Here is a 26,301-nt window from a genome sequence, read left to right on the forward strand (position 1 = left end):
GGGCAGATGATCCACACTATATACATATATCGTTCCTTGAAAGGATTTGAATATAGTGGAGTTTAATCATGATGAGGAAAAATTCGTTCGGGAAAAGCCGGTGAGAAATTGGAGAAGCTTTTTGTTTTCAAGCCTGGTCGGCGCCGTTATCGGCGCTCTTTTAACAGTGTTTGCGCTGCCGTATCTCTCGCAGCAGGGATGGCTGCCGTACAATCTGCAAGTCATTGAAGCGCGCGGAGGTCAAGGAGCTCAGCAGGGCGGTGCGGTCCGCAATGTATCCGTCAACGTGAACAATGAAGTCACACAAGTGGTCTCTAAGGTTTCTGATTCTGTTGTCGGCGTTATCAACATCCAAAAAACCGGTGTATGGGATGGAGACAGCGAAGCGGGAACAGGCTCGGGCGTTATTTATAAAAAGGACGGCAAAACATCCCACATTGTGACCAACCACCATGTCATTGAAGGGGCATCCCAAATCGAAGTCAGTCTGAATGACGGAACGCGGATTCCGGCAAAACTGATCGGCAGTGATAAACTGATGGATCTGGCCGTCCTGCAAGTCAGCAGCAATAAAATAAAAGCGGCTGCTGAATTCGGAGATTCTGATAAAGTGAAGACAGGCGAGCCCGTCATCGCGATTGGAAACCCGCTCGGCCTGCAGTTTTCAGGATCTGTTACACAAGGAATCATCTCAGGAACCGAACGCGCTGTTCCGGTCGATTCAAACGGAGACGGACAGCCGGACTGGAATGCCGAAGTATTGCAGACGGATGCTGCCATAAACCCGGGCAACAGCGGAGGTGGACTGTTTAATATTGATGGAAAAGTCATCGGCATTAATTCGATGAAAATCGCTGAATCAGCCGTTGAAGGCATCGGTCTGAGCATCCCTGCCAACCTTGCCATTCCGGTTATCGAAGATTTGGAAACGTACGGAGAAGTAAGACGGCCGTATTTCGGAATTGAGATGAAATCACTTGGCGACATTGCAAGCTACCACTGGCAGGAAACGCTTAAACTGCCGAAAGACGTAACATCAGGGGTTGTTGTAATGGGCGTTCAGCCGGTGTCTCCTGCAGGCAGAGCCGGTTTGAAAGAGCTTGATGTCATCGTCGAATTCAACGGTGACCGCGTTTACGATATCGTTGATCTGCGTAAAAAGCTTTACACCAAAAACGTCGGCGATAAGGTGAAAATCAAATACCTGCGGGGCGGAAAAGAAAGAACAACAGAAGTAAAGCTGTCCCGATCCAAATTGGGAAGCTGATAAAGACAGTCTGGCCGGTACGGCCGGGCTGTTTTTTTATTATGCCAAGTCTGAGGAATGATCGTCAAAAGTCAAAAATGGGATAGTTAGAGAGGAATATAAGACTTTCCGGATGAATAATCGGGTTTTTAGGGTGTGAAATCGAAGTTTTTGCTTCAATAAAAATGAGAGTTTCTAAAAAATGGACAAAACATCATATTGCGTTTCAATTTCGCGTACGATATGATTTAAACATTTTGGCAAAGGCAGATTCACTGCGAAAATCAAGGCGGAAAGGGAGATAGGATGAGTCAGCATGCACTTGTATTACAATCTGATTTTGGCCTTGATGACGGGGCGGTAAATGCGATGTACGGCGTGGCTTATTCAGTTGACAGTTCACTCCGGATTTTTGATTTGACGCACAACATTCCCGTTTTTCACATTTGGGAGGCTTCCTATCGGCTGCTGCAGTCCGTTTCTTATTGGCCTGAAGGCACTGTCTTCGTGTCTGTCGTCGATCCAGGTGTTGGTTCGGAACGCCGCAGCGTCGCAGTCAGAACCTCTTCCGATCAATATATCATCACACCGGACAACGGAACACTCACCCATATCAGCCGGCAGAATGGGATTGTCGAAGTGCGCTATCTTGATGAAGCGCAAAACAGGCTTCCGAGATCAGGCGAATCACATACTTTCCATGGACGCGACATTTACGCTTACACCGGGGCAAGACTGGCAGCCGGGATTCTCAGCTTCGACCGGATCGGTCCTGAAGTTTCAACAGATTCCATCGTCAAACTTCCGGTCATGGAAGCTTATATCGAAAATGATTGGATAACCGGAACGATCGACATTTTAGATATCCGGTTTGGAAACCTTTGGACAAATATCAGCCGTAAACTGTTCAAGTCACTTGACGTTCAATACGGAGATCCTGTGGAAGTGGTCATCAAACACGAGGACACCAAAGTCTATCAGCAAACGATGGCTTTTGGACGGTCGTTTGCCGATATGCCGGTCGGTAAGCCGGTTGTTTATATCAATTCATTAGACCGCCTGGGTATTGCCCTCAATCAAGGATCCTTTGCCAAAACACACCATATTGGCACCGGCATCCACTGGCAGATTTCTCTTCAAAAAAGTATACAGCGGTAAACAAGAGAGCCTGAATTCCAATCAGGCTCTTTGTTTTTTGTTTCATTCTTATGACATAAAAACGGTTGTCACACATTTTTCAGCTAATCGAGAAGGAGGCAATCCTTTTTAAAAAATAGTACATTTGTCATATTGGTACCTAAGTCATATTGTCTAAAAGCAGAGAAAAGAATATATTGAGGGGGTGTGCCGCTGCTATGAAAAAATTCATTCAATTCATTTGTTTGGAAAACGAGTGTCCGGAGGAATGATATGAACGACAATGTGCAGACTGCGTTGAAAACGCTGTCTAATGTAAAGAGCAGAAGTATCGTGTCCGTTTTTGTGCTATGTCTGATCACACTGGGGGTTTACATACCATACTGGTTTCTATCCAGGAAAAAAAGCTTCGATTTGCTGCCTTATCATGATATTCCCTACACCACGTTAAAAGCTATCATATTTTATCATTTATTTTCGATTCCAATTAGAATATCAGCAAAAATCGCTTTTCCTGACATGCATTACAGCCTTTATATGTTGCTCGACCGCGTGATTTTGATTCTGTCCGCAGGTGTTTTAATTTACTGCGCACTGGTGGTGACCGCTTCATTAAACAAGCTCTCAGGCAAAGAACCTGCGAATGGATCCATTTTTGCGTTCCTTTTGAATGTCATTTACATTCAGCACAGAATCAATAAACTTTCCGAGCCGAAAAGCGAATGGCTGAGCAAAGCATCATGATCAATAAACAAGGAAGTGAAGCACAATTTGATGTTGAAATCAAAAATTAAAATTGACTTAAACAAACCGAGAAAAAAACCGGCAATCCGTTTAATGCCAATGACGGAAGAAGACTTTAAGACATACCAGGTCCATTCCATCCAGCATTACGCCATGGAGAAAGTAAAAGCGGGCACATGGACAGTGGCGGAAGCGATGGAGAAAGCAGAAGAGCAATTTGCAGCTCTTTTGCCAAACGGCATTGAAACGAACAACCATCATCTATGGTCAATCATGGACGACAGCGAGGATGCCGCAGGCTGGCTTTGGCTCTACGCTGACCCGCACCATCCTCAAAAGGAAGCATTTATTTACGATTTCGGGCTTTATGAAGCGTATCGAGGGCAGGGAATCGGCCAGCAGGCTTTAGCCGTCTTAGAAGAAGAGGCAAAGCAATTAGGAGTCCAAAAGCTGTCCCTACATGTATTCGCCCATAATAAAAAGGCGAAGCGGCTTTATGAAAAAATGAATTTCGAGACGACGGATTTGCATATGAGCAAGAGACTGTAAGATCAAAGCTGTGAAGCTTTGATCTTTTTTCATGGCCAATGTTCCACATGAAACACAGTATGTCATTATTCCTAGTTGAGAGACGCGGAACATAACGAAAAAAAGACAAAATGATCCGATTGAACCCCTTTATGTTACGCAATGACAGATTACATATTACAAAGGTAAAAATATGACGAATAATGTCCTATTGATTGTCGAATTTCTGCGGGTAAACACGAAGTAAGGATCAGGTAAAAGGATATAGTTTTTTTATTTCGGTCAAAAAAAAGAATCTATATACCTAAGAAAATCCCAATTTGACACTGCAATGGATTTTGATTTATTGCATTCAATATAGTACATTTTGATATGGAAAGTGGAAAAGTATAGATGACAAGGATAAAAAGACCTGGAAGAACAGTTTTAAGGAAAGAAGAGTGTTTCAGCATGAGTAAGGAATTAGAAGAATTTCCGAAAATAAAAGCCATATATGCGATGTTATTAACAATCATAACGTCCGGCATATACATCCCGTATTGGTTTCTTTCAAGAAGAAAGAATTTAGAACGATGCCAAATTAAGCTCCCGTATGTCGCCATTAAAGTGACGCTGCTGTTAAGCGTCTTTTCAATTTTGGAGCCTTTTTGGACTTTTTACTCAATCACATTTCAAAGAGAAGAGTTGCTGCCATACAGCAACAGCATTTTGCTTCTCCCGCTGCGCCCCGGACACAGCTTTCTCCCGCAGCTCTCTTTTCTCCTTTTTTGGACGATAAATCTAGTTAGTGCATTTAAGGTTAGAAAAGCGTTTATGGGGTTGTCTAAAAAGCCGGTTAACGGGTTTTTGACTTTCATTCTTAACGTTTCATATTTGCAGCATGTCACGAATCAGCATTCTTTAATTGTTCAGGAGAAAAGAGAAGCAGTATAAAAACAAGATTAAAGCATCAGCGAGGTTTGCTGGTGCTTTTTATTTAGAGAAACCGGAGTTATCCAGAGGAATATAAAAGCTTGTGGATAACATTATGAAGTCATGCTAAAACCTACTAACATGTGCATAAATAGGGTATATTGAATAAGGAGCTTTTTTATAAAAGAGCCCAATGATACAGATATTGGAGGGACTTTTATGAAGTCTTGTGAAGAGCATATTGAAACCGTCATTGACATGTATGTGGATGAGGAAGAATTGGCCCCTGAAATCAGAAAAATCGAACATACACACAGTTTATCCACAACCTGTGAATTGTGTGATAAGCCTGCAGTATATATAGTGGGGAACGAATGATCGGACACTAAATACACAACCTTTATCCACAATTGTGGATAATGCATCTGAATAACTTGTTCTTAAAGTGGGGATGACCTGTGAATATATCAATCGTAGCAATCGGAAAACTAAAAGAAAAATATTTAAAACAAGGAATCGACGAATACATCAAACGGCTTTCGGCATACGCAAAAGTCGACATCATCGAACTGCCGGACGAAAAAGCACCGGAAAACCTAAGCGACCAGGACATGAAAATCGTCAAAGACAAAGAAGGCGAACGAATTCTCTCCAAAATCAGCCCCGACGCCCATGTCATCGCTTTGGCAATCGAAGGAAAAATGAAAAGTTCGGAAGAATTAGCCGATAATATGGATAGACTCGCCACATATGGAAAGAGCAAGGTAGCCTTCGTCATCGGCGGCTCACTCGGCTTGAGCGACGCCGTCCTGAAGCGCGCAGATGAGAAGCTGTCGTTTTCGAAGATGACGTTCCCGCATCAGCTGATGAGGCTGATTTTGCTTGAGCAGGTTTATCGTGCGTTTCGGATTAATCGGGGGGAGCCTTATCATAAATAGCGGCAAAAAATTTGAAAATAAGGTGAAATTTTATTGATATTGTAGGAACGGTTAATGTAAACAAGTTTTTCATTATCCGTTTCTCGATATAACATGTGGATAAGTGTGAATATTAGGAAATATTCACTTCAGAAAAATCGAACTCTAACTATATTTTATCTAAAGAGTGGGACTTATCAGTTTGTTTAAGTGACATTGAATCTATGTCAATTAGCTGAAATGAACTTTTAAAGGACATGCAAATTTTGTTGAAAATTTATTCAGAATCCTTTTGGATAATTATGATAGGAGAGTGTTTTGGGGTCGTGAACCGAATTAGTGAAATAACAAAGCGTGATATTCTTGATTTTTTTCAGAATGGAATTGATATAGATGAATTATTTGAAACGAAAAAAGTTACTTACCCTTATTTCGGACGAATGGATGAGCTTGATTTTCTCAAGAGATTATATAATTTGAAAAGTATGCCGAGTTTGGATTTTAGGTTTTTAAATGCTGAAGATGAAATATGGCAGCATACAGTAAACAACGATGATTACCAGTATTGTTGGGTATTTGAGGATGAACGGTTTCATTTAAAAAGTGGAAACGATGAAATGTACTTAAGATTTATTTGTGAGGTATTTCATCCAGCAGTTAGGTTTGAGAAAGGGTATTGGAAGGAGTTTCTTACTGAGATAAACAAATTGTTACAAAATGATGGGTACGAACTCTATCCTGCAAAAAAAATATCTAACCGGGACATCTATAGTTGGAGAATTTATCAACCAGAAAATGAGATTTTTATTCCTTTCTCTCAGAGGAATGAAAAAGCGATAAAACATAAAAGAACAGTGTTTAAAATTAATCGAAAAGCTAGAAATCAAATTTATCGAATATTAGAAAGCTATAATTATACCTATAGAAAAACGACTGAAACAGGATGGCAATACGATGTCTTGGTAAGTGAAGAGGTTTTTAATGATATAAGGAAATTTTACACCCCTAAGTGCTTCAATGACAAAAAACAGTATGTTGAAACTGATAGCCTAAAAGAATTTATATACTACACATCGCCTTATTGTGTGGTAGACATGATAGAATTTTTCGAGAAACATTGCAATAATGACTATGTAGCAGAGATTAATGCAATATTAAATTTGAATGACATTTCTTTAAAATTAAATAATGGAAAAATTGAAAGTATTTCAGACATTCATTTAAACAAAAATACATTAGTTTCAATTGGCGAGGCAGGACTCAAAGAACTGCTTCAGGAAGCTAATACATATTATGAAAATGGGAATTTAAAAATTGCTGTTGAAAAACTCTGGGACGCGTTTGAAAGGCTAAAAACGTATTATTCTCCAGCATTAGATAAGAAAAAATCAGTAAATAGAATTATTGATGATATGAGTGGTAAAAAGGGACCATTTAAAAAAATGTTTGATAAAGAATTTTATGATCTAACAACCATTGGAAATAACTTTAGAATTCGTCATCATGAAACTACAAAAATAGATATTGAGGATGATGAGCATTACGAATACTTTTATAAACGTTGCCTTTCATTAATCACGGTTGGAATTCAATATTTAGATAATGGAAGAATAATTTAAATATAATATAAGAATCTTTTTGAATAGTTTCAATGATGTACTACTAACTAATCATTATCTACTGAACCAAATTATTACGGCCCTACTTTTTAACACACACTAAATCTGCATATTTTTGTTAATATTAAGTTTTATTCCAAAAATCTCTGAAATCTTTCTTAAATCATTACATTTAATTTTTGGAAAGTATCTACCGTTTTTTCAGTTAGACCATTAGAAGGGAGTATAAATGGGGTGAAAGTTTTTGAATAGAATTGAAACTGAGATTTTAGATATTGATAAAGTCATTTGCAGAAATATTGATATGTTTGGCTCCTATGATAGGGGGTTATTATCACAAAATATTCTATCACAACTTAGAAATTTTGTTGAACATATTTCATTAAAAGCATATGCCCATGGACAAGATATTGAGAACAGCTATGAAAATATAGGGAAAGCAAATAATTATGTTAAATCTAAAGGTAATTTAAAGTTTTTGAATGAATTCCATAAGCTCTTACAGATTACAGCCTCCCATTATACTCTCAATGAGGAAAATTCTGAAAGACTAATGTTAAAGTACTATGAGTACCTACTTAAAATAAAAAAATTTTTAAAAGTTGAATTCGATCTCGATGTACTAACTAACATAGATAAGTACCCTATTAATATAGATTCAAATCTTAAAGAGTATTATGAAAAAATTTCGGAGAAAATAAATCAACCATCTTTGTCTGGAACCAATAGCATATATAAAGATCGGTACTATATCCAAAGAATAAAGCCATTTTTCGTTGATTATAATGTTTATTATGAAGTGACACTAACTGTTGCTAATGATAGAACAAGTAAGTTTGATAGAATTATTGCATTCACAAAACTAGATCTTTCACATAACTATGCTGTTAAACTTTCAACTAAGAATAATACTATAAATATTTTAGGGAAAAAAATGCCGATTCTAATTATTGAGGGGTGGGAAGTTTCAATTCGTCCTTGTGAACTAAATAATTTTTCAAAAATATTTGGACTTAATCCTAAAATACAAAGTGGAAATACTGAGTATCGCGGATTAATGAGATATCTAACTGAAACCGGATTTAATTTAGTTGAAATCATTGATTTCTCAGAAAGTGAATATATGAGTATCAAAAACCGTGTAGTTCAAAAATTAAAGTCTTCACCTTTTTTTGAAGTTCTAGATAAATGCCGCGAATTTACAAAAAAGAATATTTCAGGAAGTAATGTAATTAGATATTTACTTTACAGACTAAATAACAAGGTTATTAGACAACAATATGAATCAGGAGGTTGCGAAATATTATCAAATCTAAATCTGGCCTATGGGTGTATCCCATTTGATCAAATGCCGTTTAATACATCATTAAAAAATCATAATCCTAAGCTTTCAGATTTACTCGACTGCATAGATACAACTAATCGAGGTCATGAGATTTTTGCAAGATTTATTAAAAATAATACAGAAATAAAAGGCCAATTATATACACCGAAGAGCGATATTATAGGTTTTGAGGCTATCGAAGGTTTTATGGAGATCTATAACAGTAAATTGTATTCTAAGCATCAACATAGAAGGTTAGAGAATTACAAAGATTATATTTATATAAATGGTTATGAAGAGGATACTCAAAGTATAATACAAAAACTTAAAGAGTTTGCTTCATCTGGTATCGATAATTACTCAAACTCTGTTCAATTTTGGTTGCAATCTTCCGCATATGATATTGATTGTGTTGAGAAGAAAGTTTATTTAAATAAAATGTTTGAGAACTCCAAAGTAGCTTTTATATACGGTTCTGCCGGAACTGGAAAATCAACTATGATAAATCACATTTCTAATTTTTTTAACGATAAAAAGAAGCTCTATTTGGCAAACACTAATCCAGCTGTGGATAACTTAAAAAGGAGAGTTAATACTGCTAATTGTACTTTTAAAACTATCGCGAAATTCATAACACAAAGGAATTGTGAAACAGATTTTGATTTGTTAATTATTGACGAGTGCAGTACAGTTAGTAATTCAGATATGCTTAAAGTTTTAAGAAAGGCATCCTTCAAATTATTAGTTTTAGTTGGAGATGTTTATCAAATTGACTCAATTGTCTTTGGAAATTGGTACGAGGTATCTCGTTATTTTGTTACCGAAACATCAGTATTTGAGCTAACAAAGCCTTATCGAACTAGTAATCCTAAGTTGCTTACGTTGTGGAATAAAGTTAGAAACATGGAAGAGGATTTATTAGAACACATTACCAAAAACAATTATTCCATCAGCTTGAATGAGTCGATCTTTGAACATTTTGGAGAAGATGAAATAATACTATGTTTAAATTATGATGGTCTTTATGGAATAAATAATATTAATAGATTTTTGCAAAGTAGTAATGAAAACTATGCTTATAACTGGGGTATTCAGACCTATAAGGTCAATGATCCTATTTTGTTTAATGAGTCAGAAAGATTTGCTCCTTTAATTTATAACAACTTAAAAGGGAAAATAGTTGGTATAGAAATGTTTAATAATAAAATACAATTCGATATTGAACTGGATAAAGCAATAAATCAGTTGGATGCAGCGAGATATGATTTTCAGTTGATAGGTAATTCTGATAATGGTAATTCAATTATTAGCTTTTTTGTTAACAAGTATAGAAGTACCGATGAAGATGATGATTTATCATCTGAGGCTGTGGTTCCATTCCAGGTTGCCTATGCTGTTTCAATCCATAAAGCACAGGGGTTGGAATATAAATCTGTTAAAATCGTTATTACAGATGAGATTGAAGAAATGATTACTCACAATATATTTTATACAGCAATAACTCGGGCGAAGGAGAAATTAAAAATATACTGGTCACCAGAAACGGAGAAGAAAGTTTTAAGCAAACTGGAAAGAAAAAATAACAGAAGGGATGTTTCCCTATTATCATCAAAATTTAGTTAGCTAGTCAGATAATACTCTGGCTTTAAAGATTTTTGAAAATCACATAAGGAATCTATATTCTGAAACATTATACGTTTTGATTAGAAGCATTTTATTATAGGATATATCTTATTTAAACATGGGTTATTCAGTAAAACTGTATGTAAAATTGATATGTATGGGTCCTTTTTATTTATAATGGAGATCTATCAATAGTTGTAGGGGGAAATAATAAAGATTTAAAATAAAAAACATGGATTGAATGGGATGACGAGTATGCATATGAGTATTGGAGTCCAATTAATCAAGGTTTATCACTGATTGATACAGAGGAAAGAGCGATAGAAATTGGTATTGAACAACTAAAAGAATATTCTGGTGAACTAATTGACTAAGGGGATTGTTCAAAAAAAACGAGAGTGTGAATGTTAGATGTCGTACGATAAACTGCTAATCTCCATACCACACTCAAATCCACCCCTCCCCCTCAGCAACCTTCGCCGCCTCCGTCCGGTTCTTCGCATCAAGCTTATGCATAATCTCAGAAATATAATTTCGGACGGTGCCTGCTGACAAAAATAACTCGGCGGCAATTTCTTTCGTCGTCATTCCTAAAGCCGCCAATCGCAGGATTTCCCGCTCCCGTTCGGATAGCGGGTTTACCTTGCGGATGGCATCAAAGCTGAGTTCCGGGCTGAAGATTCGCTTGCCTTCCGTGCATTTTCGAATGGCGTCTGCGAGGTCGTCGATTTCTCCGTCTTTGAGCAGGTAGCCGTGGACATTGCTTTTGACGGCGCGCTCGAAGTAGCCGGGGCGGGCAAATGTTGTTACTATGATAACCTTACTTTTTGAGCCCCGTTTCATCAGCTCTTCTGCCACTTCTAAGCCGCTTTTGACGGGCATTTCGATATCCATGAGGCAGACGTCCGGTTCTAGCTTCAGAATGGTGGTGAGCGCTTCTTCGCCGTTTGTCGCCTGGCCGATCACTTCCATGTCTTCTTCAAGATCAAGCAAGGCCCCCAGCGCGCTTAACAGCATTCTTTGGTCTTCGGCAATAAATAAACGAATCATTGGATTGTTTCCTTTCGTTCAGCTTTCTTTACAATCGGAACGGTAATGTTTAAAACTGTACCGTTATGGGTTGAAACGTCGAGAGCGCCGTCAATTAATGCAAGTCTTTCTTTCATTCCGCGCAAGCCGTTACCAAATGGTGTTTGCTGATCCATCCCCATTCCGTCGTCTTTGATGGTAATGCTTATTTTATCATCTGTTTGAGAAATGGAAATGGTGCAATGGGTGGCGCGGCTGTGTTTGACGATATTTGTGGCGGCTTCGCGAATACACATGCTGACAATGTTTTGTGTGACAGGAGAGATATTTGAAAAATCGGAACCTCCCATGTATTCGAATGTGATGTCTGCAGCCCGCAGGATTTGCTGGATGTGGATGAGCTCTTCTGCGATCGTTGCCGTTTTCATATCAGACACGAGTTCCCGGACTTGTTTTAAAGCTGCTCTTGATGTGGTTTCCATTTCTCTTGCTTCTTTTCGCGCCCGTTCGGGGTCGCTGGCGATGGTACGCTGGACAAGCTGGCTTTTTAATGTCAGCAGTGAGAGAGTATGGCCAAGTGTATCATGCAGATCACGGGCAATTCGTACACGCTCCTCGCGTTTGACCAGTTCCTTAATTTGCTGATTTGCCTCATCAAGCTCTTGTTCCAGTTCCATGCGGCGGTTCATGGAGCGGATGCCGTATGGTGAAATGAGCATAATCACAAGAAAGGGCAGAAAATAAAAGAGCCGATTAAGCAGGGATGGATCTTTCAGCAGATGATAGATAAAAGGGGCGACCAATACAACAACCAGGCTGGCAAGCCCGCGCCGAAATATCTTTTTTTCCCTGTAATAGCCGATGAAGTTCGCTGAAAAAAAGCCTAAAAAGACTAAATTGATATCATAAAATACAGTGTAGATCAAAATGATCGAAAGCTGGATGGCCAGCCAATAAGTAAATAATTTTTTTTGCGGCGAAATAAAAAAAAGCTGGCGGTACGTCACTAAGAAAAGCAGCACGAGTCCAAAACCGATCAGCTGTTTGATCCCCGAGGTCTGATTCGTCAAATAAGAAATAGGCAGCAGTAAATAGATTAAAAAGATATAGGGAAAAAAGCCGTACCGTTTTGGAAACATGCTGAAGTTTTTTTTCATTCTTACTCACACCGCTTCTTGTTTTCTTCTTATATATTTAGATAGTAGCATAACAACGATTGAATAGACTAATAGAAAGAGAATACTTTTCCAGTTTGGCATTTGACCTTGAGCGATTTCCCAGGCACCGCTGCCATAATGATAGGACGGCAACCAATAGCCGATATTCTGCATCATTTTTGGCATAATTTCAAGCGGCATCCACATCCCTCCGCATACAGCGAGCCCCATATACAACACATTGCTGATTCCGGCTGCTGTATCCACCTTTTTCATCATCCCGATCAATGTCCCAGTCGCCAGGAAGGGGAGCGAGCCCAGCAGGGCCCACAATCCGCACAGGAACCATTCCAACGGGGATAAAGAAACGCCGTTAATCAAGGCGCCGGCTAAGAAGATGACTGTAATCGAAAGAATATGAATGACGCTTTGCCCCGCCATTTGAGCGATAAAATAAATATGGTCGGGAAGAGGCGTTACACGTATGAACGTCGACCATCCTTGGGTCCGTTCTTGAACCATGCGGATGCCAAGCGTCATGATCGAAGAGCCCATGATGCTGAATGTTGTCATTGACATTAAATAATGCGCATTCCAAGCCGCAGGGTCCGGAGCATTCGTATTGACGACATTTGTAAAAATATAATAAAAAGCAATCGGCATGGCCAATGACCAAAAGACAAAATATCGGTTTCGAAGCATTCTTTTGATTTCCATTCTGCATTGCATCTGAAATACATTCATTTTACATCGTCTCCTTTGCCTGTCAGCTGGCGAAACGCCTCTTCAAGGTTTCCGCGTTCAATTTGAATATCATAAGCGGCGATCTTTTCTGCGAAAATGAGTTCCAATATTTTGTCAGTATTGGCCGTGTCGATGTAAACCCGGTTGTTTTTACGAAAAATCTGTTTGATTTCCGGGTGCTGATACAGCTTTTCAAGCGACTGTTCGGGATCGACTATAAATGAAACTGAATGCTTCGATATTCTTGATTTTATTTGGAGCGGCGTCCCGTCAGCTACTATGCTGCCGTCTTTAAACAGCAAGATTCGTTGCGCGGCATCATCTGCTTCCTGTAAGTAGTGTGTAGAAAAAATGATTGTTTTTCCTTGCTCTGCGAGCGTTTGAACCGTTTGCCAAAAGCGGTTTCTTGAAGTGATATCCATTCCGACCGTGGGTTCGTCAAAGATCATCAGTTCTGGATCACCGGCAAGCGCCAAGGCAAAGCCGAGACGCCGCTTTTGCCCGCCTGACAACTTTTCCGCCTGTGTTTTTAAATCCTTGTCTGTCAAACCTGTCAACGCTCTAAGCTTTTGAAAGGATAGAGGCTTTGGGTAGTAGCTCCTAACGAGTTCGATGATTTCACCTGCACGCAAACCAGACATGACGCTGACTTCCTGCAGCATCGTGCCGATTTTTTCACGCACCCGTTTTTCATGCGGCATGGAACCGAATAATGTGATATTGCCTGCCGTCGGTTTTAACAGCCCCAATATCATAGAAATCGTTGTTGTTTTCCCGGCGCCGTTTGGCCCTAGAATGGCTATAATTTCTCCTTTTTTAATTGAAAAATCTATCTGATTAACCGCCGTTTTTTGGCGGAATGTCTTTGTCACATTCGTCAAGCTCACAACATCGCTCATGGCTTACAGACCACCTCCTGATTTACTCATTCCATTGTATAAGCTGAGGGAGGCGGATTTTAGTAAGTGATGTCATGAAAATCGGGTGACAAATGTCATTTTTTAAAAAAATAACAGGGAGCTAGCGAACGGTGCTAAAAAGCAAATGAAGTGGGGAGATTACGGTAAGTAAACGAGCAGAGCGCCATCATCATCAACGCATCATGGAGATAGAGAGAGCGGTCTTCAATTGGGAAAGAAGCTCTCTCTACTTAAAAGGAGAGTCTCAACCATTATGATTAACCGGATACTTCCTCCCATTCTTCACAATCTTCTCTTCCACAATCTCTTTTACATCCAGTCCAAGATCGTTACATAACATGAATAAGTAGATTAAAACATCTGCGATTTCTTCACGGATGTTTTCTTTATTGGCTTTGAGTGCTTCTTCACTGCTGATCCATTGGAAGTCTTCGAGCAGCTCGGCTGCTTCGATGGAGATTGAGATGGCGAGGTCTTTTGGGTTATGGTATTGTCTCCAGTTTCGTTCATCTCTGAATTCGTTGATTGCGTTGATTAGGTTTTGGATATCACTCATGATGATTTTCCCCTTTCTAACTCGAGTAGTCTTTTTCTTAATTTAGGGTCTGTCGCATAAATATAGAGGCCGTGAATGCCCCGTTTCATCAGGACATTTATTGAATTTAAGATAATTTGTTCTTTAACTTGTTCATTCTGTTCTGGCGACAAATCTGTACGAGAAATGAATGCCCCTGTATCTTTGTATTTGGAAGTATTAATTACCAGTTCGTCGTTGTCTTCATCATAGCTTACGGAAGGGCCGAGAACGACGCCGACGTAATTTAAATCAAACCCTTGAACAGTATAAATGGAGCCGACTTCTTTAATTGAAGTCGGATTTTCGGCCCATGTCACTTTATCCTGGGTGCTGTTCCAGGGCATGTTAATCCCTTCTTCATCAACGATGTACGTCTTTTTATCTTTTTTATGTAAATAATCAAATGTCGAGACAATCCGAGAGAGCCCGTCTTTGTTGTTTTTACTTTCAATGGCTTTCTTAAACGCAGCAGCATCATCGAATATTTTTAGCTCGAAGGAGGAGTCTTCAGTCGGCAAAGAAAGAATTTTCTTTTCAACAAAGCTGTCAATCCACTTCATCGTTTCTGGATTGGCATTCATTCTCATTTGGTCTGTAAGTTTCACAGTTTTCGCATCATACTGATTGATGATTTCTTCGAGCAATCTATCGTTCCAATAACTTTTAATCTTTAAGACTTGTTTTGGATCAAAGATCACAACAGTGATTTTACTTCGCTTAATGATCTCATCCAGCTGGTTTTGGTAGCGGAAATTGTTATAGGAATCTTCCTTTGTCAGAAGCAGATGAGCTTCGTCTACTAATACGATATCCGCTGTTGCTCCCGTCTTTGTTTTCTCGTTAATAAAAGGTGTTGGCTTCATGAGACTCTTTTTCTTCAAATTCGGTAAGCTGTTGGCGATACTTTTATAAGTCTTCAGCATTTCGCTATGATTTACCAGCAAGTAATTATCTGTTTCTTCCAAAAAAGAGTCTTCGCTCTTCGCCAAATCTTGAATTGTATTAAACAGAGAGCTTAACAGGACACTTTTCCCTGTGCCGGCGTCTCCTTCAATAACAATGACATGATTTCCTTCTTTTTGTATACGTTCTTTACAGAAATTAAGGATCTTATTTTTAATATCAAGCTGCTGAGGGGAGAGCTCCTTATAAGGAGATAACTTATAAATGTCTTTATTCCTAAGGTTTTCAAGAGAATCGCTCACAATTTTCTCTTTTCTCGGCTTCTCCCAAATGACTTGAAAGATATTTTCATTATAAAAGGGTTTCTGATAGTAATTGTGCATTTCCCTAGACCTTGTCTGGCTCACGTTTTGAAGCTGATAGCGGTTATCTGCGATAAAATAGTTAATTAAATTTGATTCAATATTGTATGTCGCAGACTGATGAAATTTCTCATGCCCGATTAATATAAAGCGATTCAATTTCTTTCGCTTTTCATCATCTATATGATTCTTCAAACGCCGTGCAGCTTGAACCGTTTGCCCAATATATGCAGTCGGTTTCTTTTTCTCATTATAAAGGATGTACACAATCGGATAGTTATTTATATGCATTGCTTTTACAACATTCACATGATCTGAAGTAAATTCTCTTTTTTCAAACACAAGTTCATTCATTGTTTCAGCCTCTGAATCTCTTTTTTTAAAATAATAGTACCATATTTATGGCAGCCTATTGATATAAGTATGCAAATATTTTCCGGAGAAAGAGTCAGAAAAAGCGGCGTGCGGTTGTCACGGACTCTATGATGACAAGGAAGCAGCTATAACAAAGCGTTTTTTTGTTGAAATAAAACTTAGTAGCCAAGCCTCGATAGAAGGTGGCTGTTAATCAGATCAGAACGGCATTGGATCAAAGAATTAAACATGACCGTGAGCTGCGGAAGAAGTGTTGCTAGAACAATTTATCATGATATGGAGAATCAGGTGGGGAGCGTATCATAAGTAAATGAGGTTTTTTTAGATTTTCACTCTAATAGATAAAAGAGGTCGTCTGAAAAGAGAAAACTCCTTCCTTTCATACCACCTCTGCAAAATGGACTACCAAAGGGTTTGATTTAATGGGTCTATTTTGAAATGAATTTTTGGAGACTCATTGGAACAGCCTCGTTTTTATGGATTTTACTTTATCAATAGCAAATAAATAAAATAAGGTGCCCCGATTAATGAGACCATGATTCCAGCCGGTATAGTGGTTTCAATGATATTACGTCCGATTGTGTCGGCGAATAATAAGAACCAACCGCCAAGTAGAATAGCAACAGGGATAAATAGTTGATTTCTGGGTCCTACTAAAGTTTTGGCGATATGTGGGGCCATTAATCCGATAAAGGAAATACCTCCTGTGACAGAAACGGCAGCAGCCGCTAATGCGACAGCTGTTAAAAGCAAAACGATCCGCTCCTTTTCAATGGAAACCCCAACCCCAATGGTTACAGGCTCGCTTAATCCTAATAGATTTAGTCGACTTGCTTTGTACAAAGTAAACGGAATCAAGATGACTAACCAAGGCAGGAGAGCCCAAATAAATGGCCAATCTGCCCCCCAAATATTTCCCGCCAGCCATTTGGCGATGAAATCAACTTTTGTCCGTTCAGTAGAAGAAATAATGACAATCATTGCTCCGGAAAGTGCAGTTGAGAATCCGACTCCGATGAGGACTAAGCCTATAGGTTGCATACCACTATTTTTGTTGTAGGCTAACAGATAAATGAAGAAGCCCGTTATAATTGCTCCTATAAAGCCAACAATTGGAATCATATAAACAAATGATCCAGCTTCAGTCGGGACAAATAAAAAGAAAACGGCAATGGCAACCCCAGCACCGGAATTAATCCCAATAATGCCTGGATCAGCTAAATCATTTTTTGTGATTCCTTGCAAAATAGCACCTGATATAGCAAGTGCCATCCCAGCTAATAAAGTAATCAATATTCGAGGCAATCGAATAGAATATAATATAAATTCCTCTTTAAAGGTTCCTTGACCTAATAGAGTGTAGATGAGTCTGTCAAAAGATAAACTAGCAGAGCCTATTCCCATCCCAATAATAGCTGTAGCTATGATGAGTATTAGAGAAATCGATAAAATCATTCGCTGTTTTTTGATTAATGCTGAATGTATCATGAGAGTGTTTTTCCTCCCTTTCGGACAATGATCAGGAAGAACGGTAAACCAAGCATAGCGACAATGGCTATAACAGGTGTTTCATATGGTGCATTTAAGGTACGGCCAAGTGTATCAGCAAATAGCATAAAAGTAGCTCCGCAAGTTGCAGACATTGGTAAAATAAAACGATAATCGGTTCCAACAATTGCCCGAACAATATGAGGAATCATAAGACCGATAAAGGTCATATTGCCAACCAGAGCAACAGATGCTCCCGCGAGAATGATAATGATAATAAATAGAAGGATTTTAATTCTGATGATATTTTGACCTAAGCCAACTGCAACTTCTTCATTTAAGCTGAGAATGGTAAGTTGTCTCGAGAGGAAAAAGGAAACAACAATTCCAATGATAATAAAAGGTACGATGATTCGTAGTTGATTCCAAGTTGTTCCAACCATCCCTCCTGCTGTCCACATCGAGATATCTTTAGAAATTTTAAAATAAAGGCCAATCCCTTCAGCAATGGCGTATAAAAAGGCGGAAACAGCAGAACCCGCTAATACAATACGGAAAGGAGAGAATCCGCCTTTTTTCATCGAACCAATACCAAAAACCAACAAGGCACCGATTGCGGCTCCAATAAAACAGGCAACCATCGTCAAAAAGTAATTGGCTGATGGAATGAAAGCGATCGTAACAGCCAATGCTGCATAAGCCCCGGCAGATAATCCTAGTAAACCTGGATCGGCAAGTGGGTTTCTTGTTATACCTTGCATGATTGCACCAGAGACAGCAAGAGCTGCGCCAACAAAAATCGCAGCTATTTCACGAGGTAACCGAATATCACGGATAATCGAAATATGATCGCCGGTTGCAGAAGACGAAAGAGCCAACCATACATCTTCAACTGAAACGTCTGCAGCTCCAAATACCATTGCCATAAAAAACATACCAATAAACACTAGAATTCCTAAGATGAGTTTGAAGGCAAATGAGGTAAAAGATTGAGTTTTTCTTATCATAAAGCTCATCATTTTCCTTTCTTAGAATGGGAAAGGGGCTGCCCTTTGGCCAACCCCTTTCAATAGACCTCTGCTTTTCTAGTCTTAGTTTCCTAGAAACGCTTTTTTAAAGAATGCTAGTTGCTTTTCAAGTGTGATTGGGTCAGTGAATGATGCGCCTTCACCTTGCATTTCAATGACATGTCCATTTTTGACAGCTGGAATGTTCTTGTATGTGTCTGTTTCTTGGAAAGATGTATTCGCATCAGAGTACTTACTTAAAATGACATAATCTCCCGCATATTTTGGAAGCACTTCTGCTGATAACGTATAATACCCTGCTTTTAATGCGTCTTTCTTTACTTTTTCAGGCATATTTAGTTTCATCGTTTGATATAAGATTTCTGTACCGCGCGCCCAGTTATTACCGTAAACATAAAGATCTTTCCCATATGCTTCAATAACAGATACAGTTGAATCCTTGCCGATTTTTGTGCGAATATCCTCTCCGATTTCTTCTGCCCGCTGTTTAAAGTCGTCAACCCATGCTCGGGCTTCTTTTTCTTTGTTTAGTAGCTTGCCAATTTCCACGTGCTGAGTTAAATAATCTACTTTACCCCATGTATAAGTAACAGTAGGAGCGATCTCATTTAATTTGTCTAAATTTTTTACCGTTGATAACGCGATGATTAAATCTGGCTCTAATTCAATAATTTTTTCTAGGTCATCTTCTGAAACTTCTTGAACATCTTTTAACTTTTCTTTAAAGGTTGGATTGTTTTTAGACCAAGTGTCTACACCGACAACGTTGACTCCTAAATCTAACACATTTCCGGTGTACCCTGAAAGCATAACAACTCTTTGCGGATCGGCTGGAACTTCGATTGGTCCTGTTTCCGCTTGGTATGTAATCGTTTTAGATTCTTTTTTTGCTGAGCCGCTATCCTTTGTTGCTGACTCTTCATTGCCGCATGCACTAATCATAAGCGTCAGCAGTAGCATAAACGGGATTAATAGTTTCTTCATGCTCATTTTCACCTCTTAATAAATTGTAAGTAACACACTTCGGTTTATTTGTTCTCGGGCCAATTTGAAAGACTTCCCGCAGTACTCGCCTCTTCACAAGCCCAGCTTCACGACTTCGCCGTCTTTAATGCAATGATATAATCCGAAAAAAACGAGCAGCTCGATGTAAATCATGTCCGTCTCCCGTACAAGCGCCATAGCAATTCCATTGGCGCTGACCTCAGGATATGGTTGTTCCTTTTTATCTGGAATCGTTACACAGAGACTTTTTACAATTAAACGTCCTCCAGAGCCAGTATTTAATTCTTCAGTAAATAGCTGAATGAACCGCAGAATGAAAATAAACGATAATGATTATCAATATCAACAATAAATATATATTTCATTTTTCAATATGTCAATGTAAAAATTATGTCCTTATCATAGTACCCTCATGAAAGTGAAAACTTTTAGAAAGAAAAAATTAATTATGATGAAAACAAGTTTAATAACTTATCATTGATAATCAATTACGAATGATGTTTGGGAGTGAACGGTGATGAATCAACAGGATGATATTCAACCTTTTATAGCGGGTTAAGAGAGATGAAGCTAATTGAATATTGGCCGAAACTTGGCGGGGAAATCCTTGTTTATTTGTAGAAAATAATTTGGGATGTTAATGGATTGACCGTTGATCCAACAGTGGGGTATTGAATGAAAAAATAGAATTGATACTCATTTTTTCTAAGTGCGACGTCAGGTCAAAATCATTATACAAGGAGGGCTTTTGAAAGGAAAGTCGGTCGTCTGTATTTCGACTATGAAAGGCCCTGAGAAGTACCCTTTATTTCTGTTGAATAACAGTCACAAAGTGTTGATGAAAAGAGCGGTGTTTCACTTTATAGGAATCAAGAAAATGCGGTTAGACATATACCCGGCGCTGGCGAGATTGTTGTTCAGTGTGATAAGGATCGTGACAACGTCATCTTCACGGTTCGAGATACTTGGCAGGGACTCTCCCCGGAGGAGCTTCGCCGTGTATTTGAGCCCTTGTATCGCGGGGAAGCATCAAGAAGCCGGTCGACCGGAGGAGCCGGGTTGGGGTTGACGATTTCACAAAGGATCATGAGACGGCACGGAGGCGATCTGACGGCGGGAAATGATCCTGAAGGAGGCGCGCTGCTGGAAGGATGGCTTCCCTTGGAAAGAGAAAAGCTATGCTGAAAACTCAGCAATAGCTTTTTTGATAGATTAGTTGCGAATCAGGTAATCAAACGCCCCTAATGCGGTATTTGCCCTCGATCCCATCGAAATAATGATTTGGTTGTACGGGCCGTCTGTGCAGTCGCCGGCCGCGAATAAGCCGGGGGTGCTTGTTTGCCGCGTTTATCGACTGCGATTTCGCCGATGCGGTTGCACTCGACTGATCCGTCTAACCACTCTGTGTTTGGCACGAGACCGATTTTGACGAAGACAGCTTGGAGTTCAACGTGTTGTTCTTCGCCTGTTTCACGATCCATGTAAGTGATGCCGTTTACGTTTAGGTCACCTGTAATTTCTTTCATTTGTACATGTTTCACTACAGTCGCGTTTGACAGGCTGTAGAGGCGTTTTTGCAGGACTTCCTCTGCCTTCAGCTCCGGTGCGAACTCAAGAACAGTGACATGGTTGACGATGCCTGCGAGATCAATCGCCGCTTACTTATCTATGAACGAGCAGAAAACCAGACCTTGTTAGCAATTTGCTGTACGAAGTGGAAAACCGTCAAAAAGAGCCCAGAGAATGATCCCTGAACTCCACATTTCCTCACTTCATATACCGATACTCCCGCAATCTCTCCAAAATAGCTACTTCCTTCAAGAGTTCCTCACCAACATTCGTTTCCTTTACTTTCTTCCGCTCAAGCTCTTTATCCACTAATCGCTTCACCGTTAAGACATCAGTTCCGGTGCTCAGCACTTCCGCCTTGGAATTAAAGTGTTTATGGGCGACGAGCTGCATGCCGTAGGAGTTGTATAACAGCGTGTAGCCGGCGATACCTGTTGTCGATTGGTAGGCTTTGGAGAAGCCGCCGTCGATGACGATCATTTTTCCGTTTGCTTTGATCGGATCTTCTCCTTCGATTTCTTTTACCGGTGTATGGCCGTTGATGATATGGCCATGATCCGGGTTGAGGCCGAATTCTTTCAGGATGTTTCGGCAGGTTGCCTCGTCTTCACGCAAATAGTAATACGGGTTTTTCTTCTCTTTATGTGTTTCCTTCTCTTTAATGAAATACCGCTCAAAGGTCGTCATAGCGCGTTTTCCAAAAAGGGAGGAGTGCTCGCCTGTCCATAAATACCAGACCATATCTGTCGCCAGATCATCGGTTTCTTCCGGGTGGGCAAACGCTTCCCGCAAGAATCGTTCAAATACATCAAGCAGCTCACGGCCCGCATACGGTTTATCCTCAATCATCATCGTTTCCATATTGCCGTTTTCATCAACTGGAATACAGCCGTGAATCAACAGGTTGCCGTTATATTTTAAATAAAGGCTGCCTTTTTTCATCATAAAATTCATATGGCGGCCCAACTTTTCGGAATGCTGGACAGAGAATAGCAGCTTGTCTATGACTTCTGCTTCTTCTTCTAATAGCTGATCTGGCTGCTCCGGATTCACTGTCGCAAAGCAGGTGTTTTCCAGCTGATATGTTTTTCCGTGCAGCGTGATTTCGTTTTTGTCGTAATCTATTTTCTCTAATAACAGCCGCTCTTCCATATTAAAGTTCGGCCGTCTCTTGATAATCGGGCTTTCAAGCTTGAATTGGATCATCGCAATCGCTTGATGAATTTTTGTGATTTGCTTAATCTCATCTTCCGGTCTGTTTTCGTCTGCTTTCGGACGGAAAGATGGGTTATCATCGTAATATTTTTCGGCAAGGTTCAAGAGCGGTCTCAGATTGATGCCGTACACGTCTTCAATAATATCCAAGTTGTCATAGCGGGCACAGATGCGGATAATATTTGCCAGGCATACTTTAGAGCCTGAATAAGCGCCTATCCAAAGGACATCGTGATTTCCCCACTGAATATCGACTGAATGATAGTTGATTAGTTCTTCCATAATCTGATCCGGCTGCGGTCCGCGGTCGTAAATATCGCCGACAACATGCAGATGGTCCACAACCAATCGCTGCGTGCTATATGCAAGACCGGTGATCAGCTTATCAGCTTGGCCAAGCGCAATGATCTGATCTACGATTTTGGAGTAATACTGTTCTTTGTTGGCAGCTTCTTCTGTTTTATACAGCAGCTCCTCCGTAATATAAGCAAACTGAGAGGGCAGTGCTTTGCGTAATTTGGAGCGGGTATACTTGGAAGAGCAATAAGATACGAGCTTAATCATTCGATTAATCGTTTCTTTATACCAATCGTTTAACGATGCTTTCGTATCGTAATTATGTTTTATTAACTTCAGTTTGTCTTCCGGATAATACACTAATGCTGCTAATTCATCAATTTCTCTATCATAAATGACACCGCTGAAAATATCGCGTATCTTCTCTTTTACTCTTCCTGAACCATTCCGCAGCACGTGCTGGAATGCCTGGTATTCCCCGTGCAAATCACTGACAAAATGCTCGGTGCCTTTCGGCAGGTTCAGTATCGCTTTCAAATTAATGATTTCCGTTACCACTTTTGCTTCACAATCGTATTTTTGTGCGAGTAAATCTAAATATTTGGTTTCCAAAATCATCCATCCCCTTTTTAGAATAGGAGCTGTCCCCCTATGTACGAGCATTTGCATGATAAGGTGATTTTAAAAGTATGACATTATTTTTAAATAATTGACCTTTATATGATAGTACCGCATAACTCCTTTTTGAGACAATCAAAACGAGGGAAAGAGGCGCTGAGATGAGCGGAAAGAAAGCTTGAGAAGGCTTCTTTAACATTAATCGGACACCGCATTTCAGCTTAGGAAGTAACCCGGCTTTGGCTTGGTCATTTTTCTATCGCAGGATTGTCTCGTTTTCAGAAATGAGAGGAATGAAAACTCAATACGTAGCAGGCCATGATTACTGTAGGGCGTACTTATAGCAGGGGAAGCTTCTGAAGAGACCGCGGAAGGGTTTTACAATCTTAAGCAGTATTTGTCGTGCTGATGATTGTCAGCGGCACAAATATGATTTGTTATTCTTATGACCACGAGATTGGAGGACATCCGGTCTCTTTGTTATGGGGCTTTTTATCATCGCCAAGAACTTGACCACCGAAGCGTTCAGCGACAATCCCTGTGCGGATGCCTTTACGGGCAGGGTGGATAGCTGCATTTGCACCAGCCTTACCATAAGTCGTCAATAAGGTTTACGCTAAAAAAATAACAGCACCTTCAAATTTGATGGAGAGGTGCTGTTTTGTCATTTGAATGCATGAATGGTTGTTGTTTTTGCTTTGTGCTGAATTTGCTTTTTTGCTCAACCAAGTTTTTCTTATCCGAATAAAGAAAAAGAATGATCAAATACGAAAAATGACTGAATTCCGGCACTTACGCTTTTTACTTTAATATTCTCCTTTAATGACAAAGTAGGAGCCCCTAATGGTTCCAGCTAATTTAGACTTCTGCCTAGCAAACTTAAACTTCCCTTCTAACTCCTTTGGTACCTCCATCCCCTCAGAAAGCTTAAACCCAACGGCCCGCTTTTTAGGATCATCAATCGTATACATGACGTTGACTGCAAGACCATCCTCATAAAAAACATAGGCAATTTTGATATTTTCCACTTGAAAACGCGACGTTTCTAAAGGTTTGGCCGCAAACTCAATATCACGTTCTTCTTTCAAAATTCGGTTCACATAATCAAGGGTCTCGCAGGACTCGCTGGCTGGTACAACCGTAAATTCATGCTTGTATTTGTTCATAAAGTAACGGGCTTCATTAGCACGTAAACCAGCAAGTGCTTCTGCTGCAGGTGAAGACTCTAATCCAACCGTAGAGACATTTTTAAAATCAACGATATAGGACAATTCCAGCGCTCCTTTATCTTTTTATTTCTTAACAACAGGAATCCACATTTCACCGAATACTAAGCCGTTTCGCTGCCCCATCTCAACCGTTGCATTCGGCCCGCCAACATAGGCAAAATTCTTTGCTTCCGGCAAGACTTGACCGAAGGCAATGCCAGTAAGCTTATTGCTCAACTCATCAGCCGTCTTCCCTTCCCCTTTAACAACCAGGTATTCCCCCTTAGGAAATTGGATAACTCTGGTTTCTCCTGCCACCGACGCCTCTGCCTCTGTCATCACGCCAGCATAATGCATCATCTTGTTGTTTACCGCTTCGTTCACGGCAAAAATATAGTCATTTGTAGCTATGGCTTTTAAAGTGTCAAGCCTTCCATCTTGTTTGACGGCCGCCCAAAAGTCTGCCTTTTCCTTATTTATGCCAGCAGAATCTGTGTAATCGCTCTCAAGCTCCGTTCCAATACCAAAAACGGTAAAGCTGTCTTTTTCCTCCAGCGTGTAATTTTTCATATTCAAAACCTTCCTTTTTTTAAAATAATCAAATGATTTGTCTTTTCACTTGATGCGTTTATAATAACCTTAAATCATGTCAAAAAATGATACTGTTTAGGAGGCCCCGATGAAAAAAGTTGAACGGATTAATATCATCATGCGGTATATCAACAACCGCGCCCACTTTACAATTTCTGAAATCATGCAGGAATTTCACATCTCTCGTTCGACAGCTATCAGGGATATCAGGGAAATTGAAGCTATGGGGATGCCGCTTGTTGCTGAAGTTGGAAGGAGCGGGGGTTATTTTGTCATGAACCACTCTGTCCTGCCTGCTGTTCGCTTTACCGATCATGAGATTAAAGCTCTTTTTATCGCTTTTATGGCTACAAGAAATCAACAACTCCCTTATCTAAAGAGCCGTCAGTCTTTAGCTGAAAAATTACTGGGCCTTATCTCAGAAAACCAGCAAGAGGCCCTAGTTTTTTTAAATCGAATCTTGCTTTTTGAAGGGACAAACCCCAATAATCCCGACCTGCTTGAGCTTTCAGATCTCCCCCATCCCATGTTAGAAAAACTCATCCAGCTCCTTCTTTTGGATAGCTATTTATTGATTACCATCAAAGAAGAGAAGGTAATAAAGACTTATCCCATTTATCTTCTGCACCTTTATCATGAAAAAGGCCTTTGGCTGATTGAAGGCTTTGACTTAAAGGATGAAAGGAGGAGGATTTTCCCTGTGGACAATCTTACCAATGTCAAACCATACGCTGTGAAAAAAAGAATAAGTAAGAAAAAGATTTTAGAGAAACTAGGTAAGCAGGAAGAAGTAATCAACCTTGTCCTTGAACTTGGTCCACAGGCGATTGCCCAATTCAAAAAATATCATCCTTTAAAAATTTCAATTTCCTATACGAATCCTTATCAAACCGCAGCCATTCTAAAGACTTTTATCAATGTGAATCATCCCGAAGAATTGTCCGAAATAACAAATTGGCTGCTTTTCCTAGGTGAAGATATCAAGGTCAGGGAAGTACCAGAAGAAGTATTAGAAGGTTTACAAGAGAGATTATGCTTATTCTGCCCATGAGCAGTGCCAGTTAAACCCCAATTTTCGAAAGGATTCCGTAATAGAAGCTGATTTATAAACCAGGTGAAAATATTGTCGCTAGTATAGGTGAGTTTAAGAATACTAGCGTTAACT

22 protein-coding genes and 5 pseudogenes are annotated in these 26,301 nt (G+C 39.7%); 13 read left to right on the forward strand and 14 right to left on the reverse strand.

Going from position 1 to position 26,301, the window contains the following annotated elements; all coding sequences use genetic code 11:
- Nucleotides 1–55: 55 nt before the first annotated feature.
- The 9 genes from ACH97_RS02680 (at nt 56) to ACH97_RS02715 (ending at nt 10,050) form a co-directional block, all read left to right on the forward strand.
- Nucleotides 56–1,267, forward strand: coding sequence for a S1C family serine protease (locus ACH97_RS02680; protein WP_026580409.1), 1,212 nt, complete (start codon nt 56–58; stop codon nt 1,265–1,267).
- Between the two features lie 285 nt (nt 1,268–1,552).
- Nucleotides 1,553–2,404, forward strand: a complete 852-nt coding sequence (locus ACH97_RS02685) for an SAM hydrolase/SAM-dependent halogenase family protein (RefSeq protein WP_020453615.1) — start codon at nt 1,553–1,555, stop codon at nt 2,402–2,404.
- Between the two features lie 252 nt (nt 2,405–2,656).
- On the forward strand, nt 2,657–3,127 hold the full coding sequence (locus tag ACH97_RS02690) for a hypothetical protein (protein WP_020453614.1): 471 nt from the start codon (nt 2,657–2,659) through the stop codon (nt 3,125–3,127).
- 30 nt (nt 3,128–3,157) lie between these two features.
- Nucleotides 3,158–3,676: a GNAT family N-acetyltransferase gene (locus tag ACH97_RS02695; RefSeq protein ID WP_020453613.1), complete on the forward strand. Its 519-nt coding sequence runs from the start codon at nt 3,158–3,160 to the stop codon at nt 3,674–3,676.
- Between the two features lie 429 nt (nt 3,677–4,105).
- Nucleotides 4,106–4,588, forward strand: coding sequence for a DUF4234 domain-containing protein (locus ACH97_RS02700; protein WP_041817394.1), 483 nt, complete (start codon nt 4,106–4,108; stop codon nt 4,586–4,588).
- Between the two features lie 198 nt (nt 4,589–4,786).
- On the forward strand, nt 4,787–4,945 hold the full coding sequence (locus ACH97_RS22670; RefSeq protein ID WP_003177948.1) for a CxxH/CxxC protein: 159 nt from the start codon (nt 4,787–4,789) through the stop codon (nt 4,943–4,945).
- Nucleotides 4,946–5,025: 80 nt separating this feature from the next.
- Nucleotides 5,026–5,505, forward strand: coding sequence for a 23S rRNA (pseudouridine(1915)-N(3))-methyltransferase RlmH (rlmH, locus tag ACH97_RS02705; RefSeq protein WP_020453611.1), 480 nt, complete (start codon nt 5,026–5,028; stop codon nt 5,503–5,505).
- A 305-nt stretch (nt 5,506–5,810) separates the two neighbouring features.
- Nucleotides 5,811–7,103, forward strand: coding sequence for an AbiJ-related protein (locus tag ACH97_RS02710; RefSeq protein WP_048350183.1), 1,293 nt, complete (start codon nt 5,811–5,813; stop codon nt 7,101–7,103).
- 244 nt (nt 7,104–7,347) lie between these two features.
- On the forward strand, nt 7,348–10,050 hold the full coding sequence (locus ACH97_RS02715; protein ID WP_020453609.1) for an ATP-dependent DNA helicase: 2,703 nt from the start codon (nt 7,348–7,350) through the stop codon (nt 10,048–10,050).
- A gap of 447 nt (nt 10,051–10,497) precedes the next feature.
- Here ACH97_RS02715 and ACH97_RS02720 read toward each other — a convergent pair whose 3' ends face one another.
- From ACH97_RS02720 to ACH97_RS02760, 9 genes are all read right to left on the reverse strand, one after another.
- Nucleotides 10,498–11,100, reverse strand: a complete 603-nt coding sequence (locus ACH97_RS02720) for a response regulator transcription factor (protein ID WP_020453608.1) — start codon at nt 11,098–11,100, stop codon at nt 10,498–10,500.
- Nucleotides 11,097–12,236: a sensor histidine kinase gene (locus ACH97_RS02725; RefSeq protein WP_020453607.1), complete on the reverse strand. Its 1,140-nt coding sequence runs from the start codon at nt 12,234–12,236 to the stop codon at nt 11,097–11,099. Before ACH97_RS02725 ends, ACH97_RS02720 begins: the two co-directional genes overlap by 4 nt.
- Before the next feature lie 6 nt (nt 12,237–12,242).
- On the reverse strand, nt 12,243–12,980 hold the full coding sequence (locus tag ACH97_RS02730; RefSeq protein ID WP_020453606.1) for an ABC transporter permease: 738 nt from the start codon (nt 12,978–12,980) through the stop codon (nt 12,243–12,245).
- A complete protein-coding gene (locus ACH97_RS02735; protein ID WP_048350184.1) occupies nt 12,977–13,879 on the reverse strand; it encodes an ABC transporter ATP-binding protein in 903 nt (300 codons plus the stop codon). Before ACH97_RS02735 ends, ACH97_RS02730 begins: the two co-directional genes overlap by 4 nt.
- Nucleotides 13,880–14,144: 265 nt before the next feature.
- Nucleotides 14,145–14,456 (reverse strand): nucleotide pyrophosphohydrolase, encoded by a 312-nt coding sequence (locus ACH97_RS02740; RefSeq protein ID WP_020453604.1) that lies wholly within the window; start codon nt 14,454–14,456, stop codon nt 14,145–14,147.
- Complete coding sequence (locus tag ACH97_RS02745) at nt 14,453–16,096, reverse strand: DUF2075 domain-containing protein (RefSeq protein ID WP_020453603.1); 1,644 nt, start codon at nt 16,094–16,096, stop codon at nt 14,453–14,455. Before ACH97_RS02745 ends, ACH97_RS02740 begins: the two co-directional genes overlap by 4 nt.
- 504 nt (nt 16,097–16,600) lie before the next feature.
- Nucleotides 16,601–17,605: a FecCD family ABC transporter permease gene (locus ACH97_RS02750; protein WP_020453602.1), complete on the reverse strand. Its 1,005-nt coding sequence runs from the start codon at nt 17,603–17,605 to the stop codon at nt 16,601–16,603.
- A complete protein-coding gene (locus ACH97_RS02755) occupies nt 17,602–18,612 on the reverse strand; it encodes a FecCD family ABC transporter permease (RefSeq protein WP_041817480.1) in 1,011 nt (336 codons plus the stop codon). The genes ACH97_RS02750 and ACH97_RS02755 overlap by 4 nt, the downstream gene beginning before the upstream one ends.
- An 84-nt stretch (nt 18,613–18,696) precedes the next feature.
- A complete protein-coding gene (locus tag ACH97_RS02760; RefSeq protein WP_041817479.1) occupies nt 18,697–19,617 on the reverse strand; it encodes an iron-hydroxamate ABC transporter substrate-binding protein in 921 nt (306 codons plus the stop codon).
- Nucleotides 19,618–20,172: 555 nt separating this feature from the next.
- Between ACH97_RS02760 and ACH97_RS24400 the strand changes: the two are divergent.
- From ACH97_RS24400 to ACH97_RS23600, 3 pseudogenes are all read left to right on the forward strand, one after another.
- Nucleotides 20,173–20,379 (forward strand): annotated as a pseudogene (locus ACH97_RS24400) (thioredoxin reductase); the annotation flags it as partial.
- Nucleotides 20,378–20,521 (forward strand): annotated as a pseudogene (locus tag ACH97_RS23910) (NAD(P)H-dependent oxidoreductase); the annotation flags it as partial. The pseudogenes ACH97_RS24400 and ACH97_RS23910, both read left to right, overlap by 2 nt.
- Nucleotides 20,512–20,823 (forward strand): annotated as a pseudogene (locus ACH97_RS23600) (sensor histidine kinase); the annotation flags it as partial. The pseudogenes ACH97_RS23910 and ACH97_RS23600, both read left to right, overlap by 10 nt.
- Before the next feature lie 27 nt (nt 20,824–20,850).
- Here the strand turns inward: ACH97_RS23600 and ACH97_RS22685 are convergent.
- The 5 genes and pseudogenes from ACH97_RS22685 to ACH97_RS02785 all read right to left on the reverse strand — a co-directional run.
- Nucleotides 20,851–21,296: pseudogene (locus ACH97_RS22685) on the reverse strand (FAD-dependent oxidoreductase); the annotation flags it as partial.
- Between the two features lie 109 nt (nt 21,297–21,405).
- Nucleotides 21,406–23,331: a fructose-1,6-bisphosphatase gene (gene fbp, locus ACH97_RS02775; RefSeq protein ID WP_023856838.1), complete on the reverse strand. Its 1,926-nt coding sequence runs from the start codon at nt 23,329–23,331 to the stop codon at nt 21,406–21,408.
- 509 nt (nt 23,332–23,840) lie between these two features.
- Nucleotides 23,841–23,930 (reverse strand): annotated as a pseudogene (locus tag ACH97_RS24405) (hypothetical protein); the annotation flags it as partial.
- Between the two features lie 213 nt (nt 23,931–24,143).
- Nucleotides 24,144–24,608, reverse strand: a complete 465-nt coding sequence (locus ACH97_RS02780) for a hypothetical protein (protein ID WP_020453596.1) — start codon at nt 24,606–24,608, stop codon at nt 24,144–24,146.
- A gap of 21 nt (nt 24,609–24,629) precedes the next feature.
- Entirely contained in the window at nt 24,630–25,115 is a 486-nt protein-coding gene (locus ACH97_RS02785) for a GyrI-like domain-containing protein (RefSeq protein ID WP_020453595.1), read from the reverse strand.
- 109 nt (nt 25,116–25,224) lie between these two features.
- On the opposite strand from ACH97_RS02785, the gene ACH97_RS02790 reads away from it, so the two are divergent.
- Complete coding sequence (locus ACH97_RS02790) at nt 25,225–26,187, forward strand: helix-turn-helix transcriptional regulator (protein WP_020453594.1); 963 nt, start codon at nt 25,225–25,227, stop codon at nt 26,185–26,187.
- Nucleotides 26,188–26,301: the final 114 nt, after the last annotated feature.

The organism is Bacillus paralicheniformis (assembly GCF_001042485.2).
Taxonomy (GTDB): domain Bacteria; phylum Bacillota; class Bacilli; order Bacillales; family Bacillaceae; genus Bacillus; species Bacillus paralicheniformis.